Raw genomic sequence first — 19,124 nt, 5'->3', positions numbered from 1 at the left:
TGGATGCCCCCGTCAAGCCGGGGCATGACACCGTCACTGCGGCTCTACCGCATCATCATCCGCGCGATCGCTTCCCCGATCACCACCGTCGTGAAATGCGTATTGGCGCGGCAGTCGGACGGCATGATCGAGGCGTCGGCGACGCGCAGGCCGCTGATCCCTTTCACCGTGCCATCAGGGTTGACCACGCCGTCAGCATCCCCAACGCCGCTCATGCGGCAGCTGCCGGCGGCGTGCTGGATGTCGCCGGTTTCACGGCGCAGCAGCGCGTCGAGTTCGTGATCCGGCAGCGCCGCGGCCTGCTGCAGCGTCAGATCGGTGTCGGCAAGCCGGATCCAGTCGGCGATATCGGCCAGCGCCGGCTGTGAGGTGATCACGGCGAGGCGCCTGACCGCATCCATCATGCGCAACATGTCGCGGGGATCGGCCAGCATGTTCTCCTCGACTATCGGATCGATCGCGGCATCGATCGAGGCCAGCTTTAGCGTGCCACGCGAATAGGCGTTGAACAGCCCGGCACCGATCGCTCCGGGCGCGCCGATGCCGCGGTGATTGAACGCGATCAGGATCATGTCGCGCTTGCCGCCATCGGCGAGACCCGAGGAATAGGTCACGCAGCAATTGGTATGGCGGGTGTCCGGATCGGTGGGCCGCAGATTTTCGTGAAGCTGAATGGTGGCGCGGAACAGCGGATGGTCGAAGAAGTGCCGGCCGACCGGCAGATCGCGCTCGACCGCGATGCCCATCGCCCTCAGCTCGTCCGCCGGACCGATGCCGGAGCGCAGCAGGATCGCCGGACTGTGGATGGCGCCGGCGCACAGCACGATCTGGCGCGCGCTGATCTCGTGGGTGCCCTGCCCCTCGATATGGACGCGGACGCCAGTTGCTCGGCCGTCACTGATCAGCACGCGATCGACCAGTGCCTTGCCGCGAATCTCAAGATTGGCGCGGCCGCGCGCGGGCTCGAGATACCCCTCATTGGTCGTGATGCGGCGGCCGTCGCGGCTATTGATGGGATAGCAGGCGACGCCCTCGCCATCGGGGCCGTTGAGGTCGGCGCACCAGGGATATCCGCTCGCCAGCGCCGCATCACGCAAGCCGCGATCGATCGGGCCCCATTTCTCTGGAGGCGCGCGATAGACCGGCAGGGGTCCGCCGCGGCCGTGGCCCTCGGAATCGCCGAATTCGAGATCGTCCTCGATCACCGAGAACAGCGGCATCACCTCCCTGGCCGACCAGCCGGTGCAGCCATGGGCCGCCCATTCGTCGAACGCATCAGCGACGCCACGGATGGCGATCTGGCCATTCATCATCGATGAGCCGCCGAGCCCCTTGCCGCGCCAGTAGAAGCGCGGCTCCTGCCCCGCCACCCGGCGCGTCAGAAGATCAGGCCACTGCCATTTCTCCTGGTACTCGCGCTTGTGGATGATCGGGATCGGATTTGGCGTCCTCACTTCCCACGGCGCATCAGTGGCGCGCCAATCCAGCCCTGCTTCGAGCAGCAGGACGCGTCTTGCGGGATCCTCGGAGAGCCGAGCCGCAACGGCAGCGCCGGCGGAGCCGCCGCCGACAACAATGACATCGTACATCGCGTTATTTCTCAACGTTCCAGAACACGGGGATGGCGGACGGTATCAGACCGCGCAGAGTGGCGCGATAGGCTGCCGGCTGCGCGAACTGACCCCACGGGATCGCGGGCGCCTGATCGTACATGACAGCCTGGATCTCGCCCGCGATCGACGTTGAAGCCGGCAGCCTTCAGCCGCTCGGCCAGCACCTGCGCCGAGACGCGCGGGGCTTCGAGATCGTTGGCCTCCATGACGACGACGGGCTCGCCGGCATATTTGGTCGCCTTCAGCGCAGCCTTCGCCGCTTCGATCGACGGCTTTGCGGCTTCAGTTCCCGCCTTGCTCTCATAGGTGGTGCCGCAGGTGAAGTAAGTCGCGCAGGGCATGGCGTATTTGGCATCGAGCCCGAGCGCATCCAGCACTTCGCGCTGATCGACCAGCTTCCACAGCACGCGCCTGATGGCGGGATCGTCGAACGGTTTCGATGCGGCGTTGAGACGATAGGCGCCGGCGAACATGTTGCCGCCGGTGAAGTTGACGAGTTTGACGCGCGAGTTCTTCTCCAGCTGCGGCAGCAGATCGAACGGCGCGTATTGCATGAACTCGATCTCGCCGGCCTGCAGCGCAGAGGCGGCGGTCGCGCCATCGGGAATGACGCGGATCTCGAGCGTGTCGACGTTGACGCGCTTGCCGCCGGCGAGGAAGTCGGCAGGCTCGGGACGCGGCACATAGTCGGCGAACTTCTTCAGGATCATGCGATCGCCGGTGCGATGATCGGCCTTGCTGTAGACGAACGGACCGGAGCCGATGATCTCGGTGATGCGCTGGTCGCCGGGTGTTTTCGCGATGCGCTCGGGCATCATGAAGGCGACGGGGCTGACGGGATTGCCGAGCGCGTCGATGACGAGCCCGGACGGCTCCTTCAACGTCAGCACGAAGGTTTTGGCATCGGTCGGCTCGAGCGATTCCGTGACCGCGAAAATGCGGCGGCCGAGCGCGCTGCGGGTGCCCCAGCGCCGCAGCGAGGCGACGCAATCGGCCGCCGTGACCGGCTGGCCATCATGCCACTTCAGGCCATCGCGCAGCGTGAAACTGTAGGTCAGACCATCAGGCGAGACTTTCCAGTCCTGCACCATTTGCGGCTTGATGTCGCCCTTGGAGTCCTTCGCAAACAGCGTATCGAACACCATGTAGCCGAACGTGCGCGAAATATAGGCCGTGGAGAAATGCGGATCGAGCGTGACGATCTCCGCCTCGAGCACCGCGACGAGATTGCCCGCCGCATGCGCGGGCGCCGCCACCACCGCGAGGCCGAACAGCGCCGGAATGAAAGCCTTCAGTTTGAACATTGGGGTTATTGCCTTTTGACCAGCCGTTTGCAGTCGCCAGGAAAAAGCAATGTTCGTGCCCGCACGTATGCGCTCGGGAGTATCTGCTACGCGTTTGCGCGGGTGCGACATTGCCATCCCAGCACGCGCGCGAGATGCTTCATGAGGCGCCGGGTTGTGTCGGTGATTTCGGATGCGAATTGGAGAGCGGCGCCGTCGCCCCGTTCTCCGTCATTGCGAGCCACATTCTCGTGCCCCGGACGCAGCGCAGCGTCACTTCGACGGTGCGCTGCAGAGCCGGGGCCCATGTCTCCCGGCAATCCGTGCAGCTTGGGTCCCGGCTCTGCGCCGCAACGCTAAAAGCGTTGCTGCGCGTCCGGGACACGAAAGCCGCCCTACCCAATCACCCGCCCGAACTTGTTCGACTTCGGAAAACCCTTCGGCGGCAGGCGGCCGGCGTCGGCACGGGTGCCTTGCCACTCGGCGAGCTCCTTTATGGTCGCGGAGAATTCGCGTCCTGCGGAGTCCTTCCAGGTCAGGCCGGCCTTGGCGTCGAAGACCGCAACGTCGGAGAGGCCGCCGTCCTTGTATTTCTGCAGGCGCACGCCGCGGCCGCGGGCCATCTCCGGGACCTGGTCGAGCGGGAAGACCAGCATCTTGCGGTTGTCGCCGATGACGGCGACGGTATCGCCAAGCACTTCGGTGATCGCACGCGCCTCGTTCGGCATGTCGACGTTGAGGACCTGCTTGCCCTTCTTGGTGGTGCCGACGCAATCGTCCTCGTTGACGACGAAGCCCTGCCCCTCGTGGCTCGCGACCAGGAATTTGCGTCCGCCCTTGTTGACGAACAGCGCAACGGGCGCCGCCTCCTGCTCGAGGTCGATGAACAGGCGGATCGGCTCGCCATGGCCGCGGCCGCCCGGAAGTTTGGCCACGTCGAGCGAGTAGAATTTTCCGTTGGTGGCGAACAGCAGCAGCTTCGACGTCGTCTCGGCGAAGAAGGCGAAGCCGAGCTTGTCGTCCTGCTTGAAGGCAAGCCCGGAGAGATCCTCGACATGGCCCTTCATGGTGCGGATCCAGCCCTTGTCGGAGACGACGACGGTGACCGGCTCGCGCTCGACGAAGGCCTCCTCGATCGCGGCGAGATCGTGCTCGGGCGCGTCGGCGAAGGTGGTACGGCGCTTGCCGAGCGGCGTCTTCGGTCCGAACATGTCACGGACCTTGCCGACCTGCTCGCCGACCTTCTTCCACTGCTCGGCTTCCGAGGCGAGCACCGCGTTGATGCCCTTGAGCTCGGCGCGGAGGTTCTTGTCCTCGGTGCGGATCTCCATCTCCTCGAGCTTGCGCAGGGAGCGCAGGCGCATGTTGAGGATGGCTTCCGCCTGCACCTCGGTGAGCTTGAACGCCTTCATCAGCTCGGGCTTGGGCTCGTCCTCGTTGCGGATGATCTTGATCACCTTGTCGATGTTCAAATAGGCGATCAGGAATCCGCCGAGGACTTCCAGCCGGTGCTCGATCTGCGCCTTGCGGTAGTTGCCGCGGCGGATCAGCACGTCGCGCAGATGGTCGAGCCATTCGCGCAAGGCCTCGGCAAGGCCCACGACCTTGGGGACGCGGCCCTTGATCAGCACGTTGAGGTTCAGCGGAATCTTGCTTTCGAGCTCAGTGAGCCGGAACAGCGATTCCATCATCAGCGCAGGATCGACGTTCTTGGACTTCGGCTCGATGACCAGGCGAACATCCTCGGCGGATTCGTCACGGACCTCGCCCACCAATGGCAGCTTTTTCTGGTCCAGCAGCTCGGCGATCTTCTCGACCATCCGCGACTTCTGCACCAGATACGGAATCTCGGTGACGACAACCACCCAGGTGCCGCGCGCACCCTCCTCCTGCTGCCACTTGGCGCGGACACGGAACGAGCCGCGGCCCGTGGTGTAAGCCTCCGCAATCGCCTGCTTGGAATCGACGCAGATGCCGCCAGTCGGGAAATCCGGGCCCTTGACCCATTTCAGCAGCGCCTTGGATTTCGCGTCGGGCTTCTCGATCAGATGCAGCGCGGCATCGCAAAGCTCGGCGGCGTTGTGCGGCGGGATCGAGGTCGCCATGCCGACCGCGATTCCCTGCGCGCCGTTGGCGAGCAGATTCGGGAAGCCGCCGGGCAGCACGATCGGCTCTTTCGACTGGCCGTCGTAATTGGCGCGGAATTCGACGCCGTCCTCGTCGATGCCCTCGAGCAGAAGCCGCGCGACGTCGGTCATGCGCGCTTCGGTGTAGCGGTAGGCGGCGGGATTATCGCCGTCGATATTGCCAAAGTTGCCCTGGCCGTCGACCAGCGGGTAGCGCGAGGAGAAATCCTGCGCAAGGCGCACCATGGCGTCGTAGATCGCCTGGTCGCCATGCGGATGGAACGAGCCCATCACGTCGCCGACGATTTTTGCGGATTTCTTGAAGGCCGTGCCGGGGTCGAGGCGGAGCAGGCGCATGCCGTAGAGGATGCGCCGGTGCACCGGCTTCAGGCCGTCGCGTGCGTCCGGCAGCGCACGGTGCATGATGGTGGAGAGCGCATAGGCGAGATAGCGCTCTTCCAACGCGTCACGCAGCGGCACCTCGTGAATTTCGGCCGGTTCTTCCGGCGGAACGATTCGTTTTCCCATGCCGCCCGGTTAAACCGTGGAAGCGAATCGGGCAAGGATCGATTGGTTCCCTGTGGGTGGCCTACTGGCCGGCCCAGCCAGCTGTGACAGGCTGTGTCTTGGCTTGGCCAGGGGCTTGGGCCGGCGGCGCGTTGGTCACACAGCGGCGGGCGGCGTCGATTTCGGCCTCGGTCGCTCCGTGGGAGCGTGCCCATGCCTCTGCGGCCGCAGCAGAATATTTGGCCACATAGTACCGGACGACCGTGCAGGATGCCCGGCGAAATACGCCAGGTTGCGGCTCGCCGGCCATTGCATCAGGCGCAAACGCGAGCAGCGCCGCGGATAAGGCGAATCCCCTGATCAACATTTAGGCTGTCCCCATTGTGGAACCCGCGAGCCAATTCCGGCCGGCCTGATTTGGTTCCCGGAAAATCTATGTTGGCTCGCAAGGCAGAGACGCGGTTTCATCATGGCGCCGGGATTACCGCCCTCGCCTGCTGCCGCATCAAGGCGTTGATGAAGCCGGCGCGCGCGTCGGAATGGCCCTGGCCGCGCGGCTCCAGCACGTGGCGCAGCAGGAACAGGCCGGTGAGCCGAAAGCCGTCCAGGAGATCCTGCTCCGTGAGATCGGTCTGCACCTCGCCCTGGCGCAGGAATGGCGGCAGGCGCAGCAGCCGGTCGCGCCACGGCTCGCCCGCGCCGCGCGACACCGCGCCGCCGGATTTCGGCGAGACGTAGACCAGGTCCGTGGTCTCTCCTGTCACCGCACAATTTTCCAGCGCGAGCCCAAAGCCGAGCTCGGCGAGCATGGCCAGCTCGAAATGAATGACATGCACGGCGGCGCCGCCGATATCGTCGAAATCGTCGAGCGAATGTTCGAGCAGCGCAAAGATCGCCTCATGCGGATCGCGCTCCGGCAGCAGCCGCGCAATCGAGGCCAGATGGGTGACGCCGTAGACCCCGTGGGACGATGCCAGCAGCGTCGCTGCGCGCAGCTTCAATGCCTCGATCGCATAGGTGCCGAGATGCTCGTCGAGCCGCGCCCGCCACACCGCACTGACGCTGTTCCCCGGCTGCAAAAGCGGCCGCATCCGCGAGCCGGCGCCGCCGCGGACGAGACCGAGATGGCGGCCATGCGCCCGCGTCAGCAGCTCGACGATGGCGCTCGACTCGCCATGCCGCCGCACGCCCAGCACGATGCCCTCGTCGGTCCATTCCATGGGAGGAAGTCTACCGCATTTCAGGTGATCGTAGGGTGGGCAAAGCGAAGCGTGCCCACCGATTTTGCTCAATGGCCAAACTTGGTGGGCACGGCGCGCAAGGGCGCGCCTTTGCCCACCCTACGGCACCGCGTGAAACTTCAGGCGTTGAACCAGCCCTGCGCATCCCCGGTGAAGGAGAAATACAGTCCCATCGTGGTCAGCGCGCAGGAGACGACCTCGATGGCGCTGTCGAGCTGCATACCCTTCTCGCCGATGACCTGGCCGAGCGAGATCACCGACAGCACCAGGGCTGCCGCGAGCACCCAGCGCGGCCAGTTCTTGCGCCAATGCGCAGCGAGCCAAACGAAATAGAGCAGCAGCAGGATCATGCCGCCGGCGAGCAGCGTCGCCGTCGTGATCATCTGCTCGGTCATCTCGGCATTGGGCGTGCGGTCCTGCACCGCGACCGACAGGGCATCCAGCATCAACGATGCATAGAGCAGCGCTTCGAAGCGCCGGACGTTGCTGGGCACGCTCATCGGATACCGATCTTTTCTTGGCTATTCCTTGGGGAAGTCCAGCCCCATCTCGCGATAGCGATCGGGATCGTCGCCCCAGTTCTCGCGCACCTTGACGAACAGGAACAGATGCACCGGCACGTCCAGGATCTGCATCAGCTCTTTGCGCGAGTCCGCGCCGATCGACTTGATGGTGGCGCCGCCCTTGCCGAGTACGATCTTGCGCTGGCTTTCACGCTCGACGAAGATCGTCTGCTCGATGCGCACCGACTTGTCCTTGCGCTCCTCCCACTTGTCGGTCTCGACCGTGGACTGGTAGGGCAATTCCTGGTGCAGCTTCTGATAGATTTTCTCGCGCGTGATCTCGGCAGCGAGCTGCCGCATCGGCGCGTCCGACATCTGGTCCTCGGGATAGAGGAACGGGCCTGGCGGCACCATCTCGGCCAGCGTCGTGCGGATGTCGTCGACGCCGTCGCCCGAGATTGCCGCAATCATGAAGGTCTTCGCGAACTTCATGCGCTCGTTGGCGGCCTGCGCCAGCGCCAGCAGCTTCTCGCGCTGGACCAGGTCGACCTTGTTGATCACCAAGATCTTCTCGTGATTGACGCTGGCCGCCTTGGCGAGGATCGCCTCGGCCTCCTCGTCGATACCGGTCTTGGCATCGAGCAGCACGCAGACGAGATCGGCATCGTGCGCCCCGCTCCAGGCGGTCGAGACCATGGCGCGGTCGAGCCGACGCTTGGGCAGGAAGATGCCGGGCGTGTCGACCAGGATGATTTGCGCGTTGTTCTCGATCACGATGCCGCGGATCAGCGCGCGCGTGGTCTGCACCTTGCGCGAGACGATCGTGACCTTGGCGCCGACCAGCGCATTGACCAGCGTGGACTTGCCGACATTCGGCGCGCCGATCAGCGCAACGAAACCGCAGCGCGTCGCGGTGGGCGTCTCGCCGTTTACTTCAGCCGTCATTGCCGCCGCCGACGCCTTCGCGTTCGATCATCACTGAAGCTGCCACCTTCTCTGCCGCGCGCTTGCTGCCGCCGATGCCTTCGGCCGGGGCCAATCCCGGCAAGTCCACCGCGACGCGGAACTGCGGATCGTGGTGCGGGCCGGTGCGCTCGACCTCGCGGTAGACCGGGGTCGGCAGCCCCTTCCCCTGCGCCCATTCCTGGAGCACGGTCTTGGGGTCGCGCAAGGGACGGCGCGGCTTGTGCATGCGCTCGGTCCAGTTGCGCCTGACGAACTCGGCTGCCGCCGCATGGCCGCCGTCGAGGAAGATCGCGCCGATCACGGCCTCGCAGATGTCCCCGAGCACGCTCTTGCGCAGGCGGGCGTCGGCGCTGGGGCCGACCGAGCCGAGCTTGATGTCGTCGACGAGGCCGAGCGATTTTGCGACGTCGGCGCAGCTCTCCTTGCGCACGAGCTCGGCAAGCCGCTTCGACAGCTCGCCTTCGTCGGCGTTCGGGAAGGCGTGATAGAGCATGTCGGAGACGACCAGCCCGAGCACGTGGTCGCCGAGGAATTCCAGTCGCTGATAGCTGTCGCCGCGCTTGCGCCCGGACTTCAGCGCCGAGACGTGCGTGATCGCCTGCATCAGGAGGTTCGGGTCAGTGAAGCTGTGGCCGATGCGCGCCTCGAGCGCCGCGTTCGCATCAGTGCCCTTGGCCTTACTGCTTCGCGTCCGCTTCTTCTTCGCGGGCGTTTTGGTCGCAGCTTCGCCATCAGGGGCGGCTTGCGCCTCCGTCGGTGGGGTCGCGATGTCCTTGGCTTCGTCTTTCATCGGACGATTTTGAAGAAACGATTCCAGCGCACCGCCCACGGCCAGCGCCAGAACATCCAGGCATGCTCGCCTTCGGCGATGGAGAAGAAGATCATCTGCGCGCGGCCGATCAAATTCTCCTGCGGTACATAGCCGACCTGGCCGAGGAAGCGGCTGTCGGTCGAGTTGTCGCGGTTGTCGCCCATCATGAAGAAGTGGCCCTGCGGCACCGTGTAGACGTTGGTGTTGTCCATGTAGCCGTTATCGGCGCAGTCCAGCGTCTCGTAGGACACGCCGTTCGGCAGCGTCTCCTTCCAGCGCTTCACCCGGGAGATCCCGCCGCCTTCGGAGCCGCACGGATCCTCGCCAACGAACTCGCTCATGCGCTGCCGCTCGACCGGGGTGTCGTTGATGTAGAGCAGACCGTCCCGCATCTGGATGCGGTCGCCGGGAAGACCGATCACGCGCTTGATGTAGTCGGTGGAATCGTCCTTGGGCAGGCGAAACACGACGATGTCGCCGCGGTTCGGGTCCGAGCTCCAGATCCGCCCGGAGAACAGTGGCGGGGAGAACGGGATCGAATAGTGGCTGTAGCCGTAGGAATATTTCGAGACGAACAGATAGTCGCCGACCAGCAGCGTCGCCTTCATCGAGCCGGACGGGATGTTGAACGGCTGGAACAGGAACGTGCGGATCACCAGCGCGATCAGCAGAGCGTGGATGACGACCCGGATCGTTTCGCCGACGCCGCTCTCAGTTTTCGTTCCCGAAGTCACGCTCATTGCTCTCTCAATTCCGGCCGGCGGTCACAGAGCGCCCTCCTCCCGCGAACAGCCCATCGGTTCGCGGCCCAAGGAGTTTGTCCTGATTCTGATAGTGAGGGCCAATTCCGGCGTAAAGCCGAATTCACCCAGCCTGATTTGCGTCGGCGGACTTTTAGACCGTTGTCGGAGACCACGCAATCAAGGATCGCATCAAAACTGCATAAGACGTTGGTATTTCAAACGAATTATGAGATTTCCCGGATCCGGTCAGGGTTTGGCCGAGGGGACGGCGGAAATAATGACGAAGGCCTGCGCGAGCGGCCAGTCGTCGGTGATCGAAACATCGATCCGCGCCTCGAACCCCTCCGGCGTCAGGGCCTGAAGCCGGGCCAAGGCGCCGCCGGTCAGTTGCATGGTCGGCCGCCCCCCCGGCAGGTTGACCACCCCCATGTCGCGCCACCAGACGCCGCGCCTGATGCCGGTGCCGAGCGCCTTGGAGCAGGCTTCCTTGGCGGCAAAGCGCTTGGCGTAGGTCGCCACCACCATCTTCCCGTTCTTGGCGCGCCGCTCCGCCTTGGCCCGCTCGGCCACGGTGAAGATGCGGTCGAGGAAGCGTTCGCCGTGGCGCTCGATCACCTTGGCGACACGGGTGATGTCGATCAGATCCGAGCCGATGCCGATGATCATGCCCGGCTCCGGCCGCGGTCCATCGCCGCGCGCATGCTGCGCACGGTCTCGGCCAGTCCCACGAACAGCGCCTCGCCGATCATGTAGTAGCCGATGTTGAGCTCCATGATCTCAGGCAGGGCCGCGATCGTCTCCGCCGTCGCATAGTCGAGCCCGTGGCCGGCATGAACCTCCAGCCCCGCCTCCTTCGCCAGCTTCGCCCCTGCCACGATCCGCTGCCATTCGGCCTCGGCCTTCTCAGTATGGCCGTCGACCACCGCGTCGCACCAGGCGCCGGTGTGGATCTCGATGACAGGCGCGCGCAGCCGTGCCGCCGTCTCGATCTGGGCGGGATCGGCGGCGATGAACAGCGACACCCGGATGCCGGCATCGTTCAGCCGCGCGATATAGGGTGCGAGCGCATTGTGCTGGCCGACGACATCTAACCCGCCCTCGGTCGTCACCTCCTGCCGCCGCTCCGGCACCAGGCACACCGCATGCGGCTTGGTGGCGAGCGAGATGCGCATCATATCGTCGGTCGCCGCCATCTCGAAATTGAGCGGCTTGGAGATCTCGGCCTTCAGCCGCGCCATGTCCTCGTCGCGGATGTGCCGGCGGTCCTCGCGCAGATGCGCCGTGATGCCGTCGGCGCCGGCCTCGATGGCGAGCAGCGCGGCGCGCACCGGATCGGGATTGCGACCGCCGCGCGCGTTGCGCAGGGTCGCGACATGGTCGACATTGACGCCAAGGCGAAGCGGAGATGCGGGCATTTCAGAACTCACGAGATCTGGGGGGAGGCGCTTGCGAAAGGCGTCTATCCATTAACACGTTCGACGCGGGCGACGACCGCCTTCGCGCGCAACTGGGCCAGGATCGCGCTCAAATGCTTCAGATCGTAGACTTCGAGGTCGATCGTCGTCTCCGTGAAATCAGGTGAGCGGCGCTGCATGCTGATGTTGTCGATGTTGCCGTCGTGCTCGGCGATCACCGTTGCGATCTGTGCCAGCGCGCCGGGCTCGTTGACGTTCTCGACCTTGATGCGGGCCGGGAAGCGCTGCGGCGCGGAATCCTCGATGTCCCAGCGCACGTCGAGCCAGCGCTCCGGCTCCTCCTCGAAATCCTTCAGGGCCGGCGCCTGGATCGGGTAGATCGTGATGCCCTCGCCCGGCGTCACGATACCGACGATGCGGTCGCCGGGCACGGCGCCGCCGTTCGGCGCGAACTTCACCGGCAGGTCGGAATTGATGCCGCGGATCGGGATCGCGACCGGGCTGCGCGGCGCCTCCGACGACTTCTCCTTGAGCTTGGCGGCGAGCCCCTTCTTGGCGCCATAGCGCGCGATGCGCTCCTCCTTGTAGTCGGGATACATCGCGCGCGCGACGTGGGAGGCCTTGATCTCGCCGCGCCCGACCGCCGCCATGACGTCCTCGATCGAGGTCCGCGCCAGCCGCGGCAGCGCGCCCTTGAGCTTGTCGTCGGCGTATTCGATCTTGGCCCGCTCGAACAGGCGCTCGACGATGCGCCGGCCGAGGCCGACATATTGATCACGCACGGCGGTGCGCGTGGCGCGGCGGATCGCGGCGCGCGCCTTGCCGGTGACCGCGAGCGTCTCCCAGGCCGACGGCGGCGCCGATTGCGCTTCCGAGGTCAGCACCTCGACCTCGTCGCCGTTCTGGAGCTCCGAGGACAGCGGCGCAAACTTGCCGTTGATCTTGCAGCCGACCGCGCTGTTGCCGACGTCCGTATGCACCGCATAGGCGAAGTCGATCACGTTGGCATGGCGCGGCAGCGCGATCAGCTTGCCCTTCGGGGTGAAGCAGAACACCTGGTCGTGGAACAGCTCGAGCTTGGTGTGCTCGAGGAATTCCTCGGGGTTGGCGCTCTCCGAGAGGATGCCGATGGTGTGGCGCAGCCACGCGAACGCGTTGGACTCGCGCTTGAGGAATTCGGTCGGCGAGCCCACGCCTTCCTTGTAGAAGACGTGCGCGGCGATGCCGCGCTCGGCGATCTGGTCCATCGCCTCGGTACGGATCTGGAGCTCGACGCGCTGGTTCCCGGGGCCGATCACGGTGGTGTGGATCGAGCGGTAGTCGTTCTGCTTCGGCGTCGAAATGTAGTCCTTGAAACGCCCCGGCACGACCGGCCAGGTGGTGTGGACGATGCCGAGCGCGCGATAGCACGCCTCGATGTCGCTCACGACGAGGCGAAAGCCGAAGATGTCGGACAATTGCTCGAAGCCGACCGACTTGCGTTCCATCTTGGTCCAGATCGAGAACGGCTTCTTGCGGCGGCCATAGACCCGTGCGCCCAGCCCGCGGTGGCGCAGATTGTTGGAGAGCTGGTCCTCGATCTCCCCGATCAAATTGCGGTTGCGCTCGGCGAGCGCGTCGAGCCGCTGCATCACCACCGAATAGGCCTCGGGATCGAGGGTGCGGAAGGACAAATTCTCCAGCTCCTCGCGCATTTCCTGCATGCCCATGCGGCCGGCCAGCGGCGCATAGATGTCGAGCGTCTCCTCGGCAATGCGCCTGCGCGATTCGGTCGGCACGAAGTCCAGCGTGCGCATGTTGTGCAGGCGATCGGCGAGCTTGACCAGAAGCACACGGACATCATCGGCAATGGCCAGCAACAATTTGCGCAGGTTCTCGGCCTGCTTGGCCTCTCGCGACACCAGCTCCAGCCGCTTCAGCTTGGTCAGGCCCTCGACCAGCGCGCCGATCTCGGGCCCGAAGATCTGATCGATCTCGGCCCGCGTCGCTTCGGTGTCCTCGATCGTGTCGTGCAGCAGCGCGGCCACGATGGTGGCGTCGTCGAGCTTGAGGTCGGTGAGAATCGCTGCCACTTCGAGCGGGTGGGAGAAATATGGATCGCCCGAGGCGCGGGTCTGCGAGCCGTGCGCCTTCATCGCGTAGACATAGGCGCGGTTGAGCAGGTCTTCGTTGGTGTTGGGGTTGTAGGACCTGACGCGCTCGACGAGGTCATATTGACGCATCATGCGCGCGCGTGGCTTCGCCGGGCGCGGCACCGGCGCAGTCGGGGCCACGGCAACCGATTCGGTTGCGGCCTGCATCTGCATTGGTTTCCAGCGCCGATACACCATGCCGTCCTGCCTTCAAACGGACCCGGAGGCGGCCCGTTGTATCCATCTTAACGCCGATCCCGGGTGCGTCCGATCAATTCGATGACAGGGCGCGGCGCGAACCGACAACGCTATGGTAACCACGAAAACACCAACAAAAGCAAAGGCCCGAACCACGGTTCGGGCCTTGATAAGATCACAAGAGGTCGATGATTGCGACGGGACGATCTACTCGTCCTCCTCCGGCTGCTCCTCGGGCGGCGCGAGGCCTTCGAGACCCTTCAGGAGCTCCTCTTCGGTCATGCGTTCGACGGCGACCTCGGTGTCGTCCGCATCGACACTCGCACCCGCGGAACCGATCAGCGGCACCGTATCGGGCTCGGGCTCGTCGACCTCGACGAACTTCTGGAGCGAATGCACCAGCTCCTCGCGGAGGTCCTCCGGCGAAATGGTCGTCTCGGCAATTTCGCGCAAAGACACAACGGGGTTCTTGTCGTTATCGCGGTCAACCGTTAGTTGTGAACCGGACGAAATCATGCGGGCACGGTGGGCGGCCAGCAGGACCAGGTCAAAGCGGTTGTCGACCTTGTCGATACAATCTTCTACGGTGACGCGAGCCATGGCCTGTCGCTCCGTTGTGGGTGGGACGAAATATGTGGATGATCGGGGCTAGTTATAGGGACCGGGCCGATTTCGCAAGGCCAATTTGTGATTTGGCCTCGCCAAACGGCTCTGATACCCCCACATTGGGGTTGGAATGGGTGATTTGCCGGGCTGCCATCGAAGTTAGCGCCAGGCGTGTGGACCGCCATAACTATACCTTGATTGCCCCGACTTCTCCGGATTTGCGGTTTCGACGGGTTTCGACGGCGCCTTAGACCTGCGCGGCTCGCTGCCGCCGCGCCAACAATAAACGATCAATCACGAGCACTACGCGAGTAAACTGAATGTCACTTTCTCCTACCAACAAGATCGCGCTCTTCATCGACGGGGCCAATCTCTACGCGACGGCGAAAACTCTGGGCTTCGACATCGATTACAAGCGCCTGCTGAAGGAGTTTCAGAGCCGCGGGACGCTGCTTCGGGCGTTCTACTACACCGCCATCATCGAGGATCAGGAATACTCCTCGATTCGCCCGCTGATCGACTGGCTGGACTACAACGGCTACACCGTCGTCACCAAGGCGACCAAGGAATTCATCGACGCCTCCGGCCGCCGCAAGGTCAAGGGCAACATGGACATCGAGCTTGCCGTCGACGCCATGGAGCTCGCCGAGCATATCGACCAGATGGTGCTGTTCTCGGGTGACGGCGACTTCCGTTCCCTGGTCGAGGCCGTCCAGCGCCGCGGCGTGCGGGTCACAGTGGTCTCCACCATCGCCAGCCAGCCGCCGATGATCGCCGACGAGCTCCGCCGCCAGGCCGACGTCTTCACCGACCTCGTCGAGCTGCAGTCCAAGCTCGGCCGCGACCCGTCCGAACGCCCCGCCCCGCGTGATCGCAGCGAGCGCGAGGGACGCCATCACGCCCCGCAATTCCTCCAGCGCGCAACCACGATGGCGCCGAGGGGCGATGACGACTTCGAGGAGTGAGGCGGCCCGGTCAAGCCGCCAGCCTTCCACCGTCGTTCCCGACCGTGACTGCCCGCTCTGTCCGCGCCTGGTCGCCTTTCGCGAGGCCAACCGCGCGCGCGAGCCATCGTGGCACAATGCGCCGGTTGCGCCCTTCGGTGACATCAAGGCGCGCCTCTTGATCGTCGGCCTTGCGCCGGGGATGCAGGGAGCCAACCGCACCGGCCGTCCCTTCACCGGCGACTATGCCGGTGATCTCCTCTACGCGACACTGGTCGAATATGGATTTGCCAAGGGCACCTATCAGGCGCGCCCCGATGACGGCCTGAAGCTGATCGATTGCCGGATCGCCAACGCAGTGCATTGCCTGCCGCCGCAGAACAAGCCGCTTCCGATCGAGATCACCACCTGCCGCCAGTTCCTTGCGGCGAATCTCGCGACCATGCCGAACCTGCGCGCGATCGTCGCGCTCGGGCGGATTGCGCACGACAGCGTGCTCAAGCCGCTGAATCTGAAGGGCTCGCAAGCCCCCTTCGGCCATGGCGCCGTCCACCAGGCCGGCGCGTTCAAGCTCTACGACAGCTACCACTGCTCCCGCTACAACACGAACACCGGCGTGCTGACGCCCGACATGTTCCGGTCCGTATTCGCGCAGGTGAAGGCGGATCTCGACTAGAGCCTTATGTAGTTGGCCAGTCGGTTGTCCAGGGTTTCACCTCTCCCCGACGGGGAGAGGTCGGATTGCGCCTGGCGATGCGGAGCATCGTCCAGTGCAATCCGGGTGAGGGGCCGCGGCATCCAGTGAGACCTGATCCCCTCACCCGGATCGCATCTTCGATGCGATCCGACCTCTCCCTACGGGGGAGGTGAGCCCGCGGCTCGCATCGATTCAACTGACCAAAACTCATCCCACCTTAGCTGGCGACCCAGCCCTTGGCGGGATTGGCCTTCAGCCAGTCGAGCACATCGCCGGCGTTCCGGTCGGGCGGAAACACCGGGTAGAACACGTGCGTGATCCTGGCGTCGTCGATGATCAGTGCAAGCCGCTTGATCAGCGTCAGGCCTGCGACCTCCATCGTCGGCAAATTCAGGGCGCGCGTCAGCGCCAGCTTCTCGTCCGAGAGCACCGGGAACGGCAGATGCAGCCGCGAGGCCATCTCGATCTGGTAGTCGTTGCTCTGGGTCGAGAGACCGAACACGTATGAGGCGCCAGCCGCCTTCAGCTCGGCAAACAGATCGCGGAACGCGCAGGTCTGCGGGGTGCAGCCGCGCGCGCCCGGGATCATGTCCCAATCGTCGACCAGCGCAATCTTGCCGGGTTCGCCGGTGCGGGGATAGGCGAACACGACGGTACGGCCGCGGAGCGCCGACAGCGTGACTGACCTGTCGTCCGTCGCGAGCAGGCCGATCGGCGGCAATGTCATGCCCTTCAGATGGGCGGCGCCACCATCTTCGGCAGGCGCGGGAATCCGGCTCCAATCAACCTCAAGCAGGTTCCTCTGGGTCATCCGCTATCCCCTCGCCCGCATCAGGCGGCCTTTCTCACGGCTCCAGTCGCGCTTCTTCTCGGACTCGCGCTTGTCGTGCAGCTTCTTGCCCTTCGCAACCGCCAGCTGTAATTTGGCGCGACCGCGCTCGTTGAAGTAGAGCTTGAGCGGGATCAGCGTCATGCCTTCGCGGTCGACCGCGCCCATCAGCTTGTTGATCTGCCGGCGGTGAAGCAGCAGTTTTCGCGGCCGTTTGGGCTCGTGATTGAAGCGGTTGCCCTGGAGATATTCGGGAATGGTGGCGTTGATCAGCCAGATCTCGCCGTTCTTCGAGTCGGCATAGGATTCCGCGATCGTGCTCTTGCCATTGCGGATCGACTTGACCTCGGTGCCGGTCAGCGCAATGCCCGCCTCGATCGTATCCTCGATGGCGTAGTTGAAGCGGGCCTTGCGATTCTCCGCCATGACCTTGATCGGACGTTCGTTCTTATCGGCCATCGCAGACAAACCTGATCAAGATGCGCACGGATTCTAACAGTTCGGATGAAGCGCGCGCGTCAAGACTTCTTGAGGAGATCGCGGATCTCGGTCAGCAGCTCGACCTCGGCCGACGGCTTCGGCGGCGCCGCAGGCGCGGCCTGCTCCTTCTTCAGTCGGCTCATCACCCGGATCGCCAGGAACAGCACGAAGGCGATGATGATGAAGTTGATCGTCAGCGTGAGGAAGTTGCCCCAGGCCAGCACGGCGCCTTGCTTTTTCGCTTCAACCAAATTGGTGGCGGTGACCGCCTTCGACAACGGGGTGAAGTAGTTGGAGAAGTCGAGCCCGCCGGTGGCGGCGCCGATGATCGGCATGATCACGTCGCCGACCAGCGAATTGACGATGGCGCCGAAGGCCGCACCGATGATGACGGCGACCGCGAGGTCGACGACGTTGCCCTTCATGGCGAATTCGCGGAACTCCTTGAGCATCTGCATGCCCTTCTCCTCGACGCTCATGAAACGCTCCCCAAACGCTAGCGCGTCAGTTGATCAGGCCGGCGTGCACCATGGCGCTGCGCACCGCGACGCGCGTCGGCTCGGAGACCGGTACCATCGGCAAGCGCAGCGTCTCGTCCAGCTTGCCGAGCAGCGACAGCGCGTACTTGATCGGCGCCGGATTGCTCTCGATGAAGAGGTTGTTGTGCAGCGGCATCAGCTTGTCGTGAAGCTTCAGGGCGGTGGCGTGATCGCCCTTCTGCCAGGCCACGTGGAACTCCGCGCACAGGCGCGGCGCGACGTTCGAGGTCACCGAGATGCAGCCGTGGCCGCCATGGGCCATGTAGCCGAGGATCGTCGCGTCCTCGCCCGAGAGCTGGTTGAAGTCCTCGCCCATCGCCGCGCGCTGCTGCGACACGCGGACCATGCTGGCGGTGGCGTCCTTGACACCGGCGATGTTCTTCAGCTCCCACAGCCGCTTCATGGTGTCGACCGACATATCGATCACCGAGCGCGGCGGGATGTTGTAGATGATGATCGGGATGCCGATCGCATCGTTGATCGCCTTGAAGTGCTGATACATGCCTTCCTGGGTCGGCTTGTTGTAGTAAGGCGTCACGATCAGCACGGCGTCCGCGCCCGCCTTCTCGGCGTGCTGGGAGAGCTCGACCGCCTCCTTGGTCGAGTTGGAGCCGGCACCCGCGATGACAGGCACGCGGCCCTTGGCTTCAGCGATGCACCATTCGACGACCTTCTTGTGCTCGTCATGGCTGAGCGTCGGGCTCTCGCCGGTGGTGCCGACCGGGACCAGGCCGTTGGTGCCCTCGGAAATCTGCCAATTGACCAGGGAGCGGAACGCCGCCTCGTCCAGCGAGCCGTTCTTGAACGGCGTGACCAAGGCGGTGAACGACCCCCGGAATTTCGTCTTGGCTGCCATGGACTTCCTCCGTACGCGGCGATCTCTTGAGCAAGCCCCATACATATCGGGTCTATCCCGCCGGTAAAAGACCCGCCGCCGTGCGACGCACCGTTTAGGCCGCGATTTTGCCGCGGTGGTGGTGCAAATCGGCCCGAGGTAAGCGGCTGTTGGTATTTTGTCCGCATATTCAATCAATACAGCTAGATTTTGGACCACTTGACTGATTCGGGGCGACGAAACGCCGTGACCTTCTTTCCTGGCGCCGCATGGCGATCCACCGGTCTGGTCGTATGCCTGATGGCAGGGCTGTCCGTCGGTTGTGCCGCCTTGGCCAAGTCCAACGACAAGTCCAACGACAAGTCCAACGAGACGACCGCCGACGAGGCCAAGAACTCCGCGAAGCCAGCCGCCAAGGACTCGTCCAAGGGAACCGGCAAGGAAACTTCAAAGGACACGGCCAAGGGCGCCAACAAGGGCGTCAGCAAGGGTGCGGCCAGCACCCCGGCCAAGGATGCCGCGAAGAAATCTGCCAAGGACGCTGAGAAGGACGCCGGGAAGAACGCCGGCAAGGAACCCGCGAAGGACAAGCCCAAGCCGGCGGCAGCATCCAAGCCCGCGGCAGCATCCAAGCCCGCGGCAGCGGCCCCCGCGCC

At 64.6% G+C, this 19,124-nt stretch carries 19 protein-coding genes and 1 pseudogene; 3 read left to right on the top strand and 17 right to left on the bottom strand.

The annotated features are described in order from the left end of the window. Positions 1-44: 44 nt before the first annotated feature. The 13 genes from CWO91_RS35585 to rpoZ all read right to left on the bottom strand — a co-directional run bounded on the left by CWO91_RS35585 (position 45) and on the right by rpoZ (position 14,138). Positions 45-1,589, bottom strand: coding sequence for a GMC family oxidoreductase (locus CWO91_RS35585; RefSeq protein WP_130220125.1), 1,545 nt, complete (start codon positions 1,587-1,589; stop codon positions 45-47). An 11-nt stretch (positions 1,590-1,600) separates the two neighbouring features. After that, the gene (locus CWO91_RS35580; RefSeq protein WP_245471474.1) at positions 1,601-2,917 is read right to left on the bottom strand and encodes an ABC transporter substrate-binding protein; all 1,317 of its coding nucleotides are present in this window, start codon (positions 2,915-2,917) and stop codon (positions 1,601-1,603) included. Between the two features lie 374 nt (positions 2,918-3,291). Next, positions 3,292-5,550, bottom strand: coding sequence for a DNA topoisomerase IV subunit A (gene parC / locus CWO91_RS35575; protein WP_130220124.1), 2,259 nt, complete (start codon positions 5,548-5,550; stop codon positions 3,292-3,294). 61 nt (positions 5,551-5,611) lie between these two features. After that, a complete protein-coding gene (locus CWO91_RS44720; protein WP_091893228.1) occupies positions 5,612-5,896 on the bottom strand; it encodes a hypothetical protein in 285 nt (94 codons plus the stop codon). 100 nt (positions 5,897-5,996) lie between these two features. After that, positions 5,997-6,749 (bottom strand): DNA repair protein RecO, encoded by a 753-nt coding sequence (gene recO / locus CWO91_RS35565; RefSeq protein ID WP_130220123.1) that lies wholly within the window; start codon positions 6,747-6,749, stop codon positions 5,997-5,999. A gap of 140 nt (positions 6,750-6,889) precedes the next feature. After that, a complete protein-coding gene (locus CWO91_RS35560; protein ID WP_130220122.1) occupies positions 6,890-7,270 on the bottom strand; it encodes a hypothetical protein in 381 nt (126 codons plus the stop codon). Positions 7,271-7,291: 21 nt separating this feature from the next. Then, complete coding sequence (gene era, locus CWO91_RS35555; protein ID WP_130220121.1) at positions 7,292-8,218, bottom strand: GTPase Era; 927 nt, start codon at positions 8,216-8,218, stop codon at positions 7,292-7,294. Next, positions 8,208-9,029: a ribonuclease III gene (gene rnc, locus CWO91_RS35550; protein WP_130220120.1), complete on the bottom strand. Its 822-nt coding sequence runs from the start codon at positions 9,027-9,029 to the stop codon at positions 8,208-8,210. Before rnc ends, era begins: the two co-directional genes overlap by 11 nt. Then, positions 9,026-9,790: a signal peptidase I gene (lepB, locus tag CWO91_RS35545; RefSeq protein WP_091893218.1), complete on the bottom strand. Its 765-nt coding sequence runs from the start codon at positions 9,788-9,790 to the stop codon at positions 9,026-9,028. Before lepB ends, rnc begins: the two co-directional genes overlap by 4 nt. 249 nt (positions 9,791-10,039) lie before the next feature. Beyond that, positions 10,040-10,459 (bottom strand): holo-ACP synthase, encoded by a 420-nt coding sequence (gene acpS, locus CWO91_RS35540; RefSeq protein ID WP_130220119.1) that lies wholly within the window; start codon positions 10,457-10,459, stop codon positions 10,040-10,042. Further along, on the bottom strand, positions 10,456-11,208 hold the full coding sequence (locus tag CWO91_RS35535) for a pyridoxine 5'-phosphate synthase (RefSeq protein ID WP_130220118.1): 753 nt from the start codon (positions 11,206-11,208) through the stop codon (positions 10,456-10,458). Before CWO91_RS35535 ends, acpS begins: the two co-directional genes overlap by 4 nt. Positions 11,209-11,252: 44 nt before the next feature. Then, positions 11,253-13,538, bottom strand: a complete 2,286-nt coding sequence (locus tag CWO91_RS35530; protein WP_130220117.1) for a RelA/SpoT family protein — start codon at positions 13,536-13,538, stop codon at positions 11,253-11,255. Positions 13,539-13,745: 207 nt separating this feature from the next. Beyond that, on the bottom strand, positions 13,746-14,138 hold the full coding sequence (gene rpoZ / locus CWO91_RS35525) for a DNA-directed RNA polymerase subunit omega (RefSeq protein ID WP_007603391.1): 393 nt from the start codon (positions 14,136-14,138) through the stop codon (positions 13,746-13,748). A 326-nt stretch (positions 14,139-14,464) separates the two neighbouring features. Here rpoZ and CWO91_RS35520 point away from each other — a divergent pair, with 326 nt between their 5' ends. Together CWO91_RS35520 and CWO91_RS35515 are read left to right on the top strand one after the other, a co-directional pair. Beyond that, a complete protein-coding gene (locus CWO91_RS35520; protein ID WP_130220116.1) occupies positions 14,465-15,109 on the top strand; it encodes an NYN domain-containing protein in 645 nt (214 codons plus the stop codon). Then, positions 15,090-15,764: a uracil-DNA glycosylase gene (locus tag CWO91_RS35515; RefSeq protein ID WP_130220115.1), complete on the top strand. Its 675-nt coding sequence runs from the start codon at positions 15,090-15,092 to the stop codon at positions 15,762-15,764. The genes CWO91_RS35520 and CWO91_RS35515 overlap by 20 nt, the downstream gene beginning before the upstream one ends. A 238-nt stretch (positions 15,765-16,002) precedes the next feature. Here the strand turns inward: CWO91_RS35515 and CWO91_RS35510 are convergent, their stop codons facing one another. From CWO91_RS35510 to dapA, 4 genes are read right to left on the bottom strand one after another with little or no spacing between them, the layout of a single operon-like run. Beyond that, complete coding sequence (locus tag CWO91_RS35510; protein ID WP_130220114.1) at positions 16,003-16,596, bottom strand: peroxiredoxin; 594 nt, start codon at positions 16,594-16,596, stop codon at positions 16,003-16,005. 3 nt (positions 16,597-16,599) lie between these two features. After that, positions 16,600-17,073, bottom strand: a complete 474-nt coding sequence (smpB, locus tag CWO91_RS35505; protein WP_024341117.1) for an SsrA-binding protein SmpB — start codon at positions 17,071-17,073, stop codon at positions 16,600-16,602. A 59-nt stretch (positions 17,074-17,132) separates the two neighbouring features. Continuing rightward, a complete protein-coding gene (gene mscL, locus CWO91_RS35500) occupies positions 17,133-17,546 on the bottom strand; it encodes a large conductance mechanosensitive channel protein MscL (protein WP_091899100.1) in 414 nt (137 codons plus the stop codon). Between the two features lie 52 nt (positions 17,547-17,598). Then, positions 17,599-18,489: a 4-hydroxy-tetrahydrodipicolinate synthase gene (gene dapA / locus CWO91_RS35495; protein ID WP_130220113.1), complete on the bottom strand. Its 891-nt coding sequence runs from the start codon at positions 18,487-18,489 to the stop codon at positions 17,599-17,601. 225 nt (positions 18,490-18,714) lie between these two features. Here dapA and CWO91_RS35490 point away from each other — a divergent pair. After that, a pseudogene (locus tag CWO91_RS35490) lies at positions 18,715-19,124 on the top strand (lytic transglycosylase domain-containing protein); the annotation flags it as partial.

It is taken from the genome of Bradyrhizobium genosp. SA-3, from assembly GCF_004212635.1.
Taxonomy (GTDB): Bacteria; Pseudomonadota; Alphaproteobacteria; order Rhizobiales; family Xanthobacteraceae; genus Bradyrhizobium.
The sequence above is the reverse complement of the archived record's forward strand: the minus strand, read 5'-3'. Positions and strand labels throughout refer to the sequence as shown.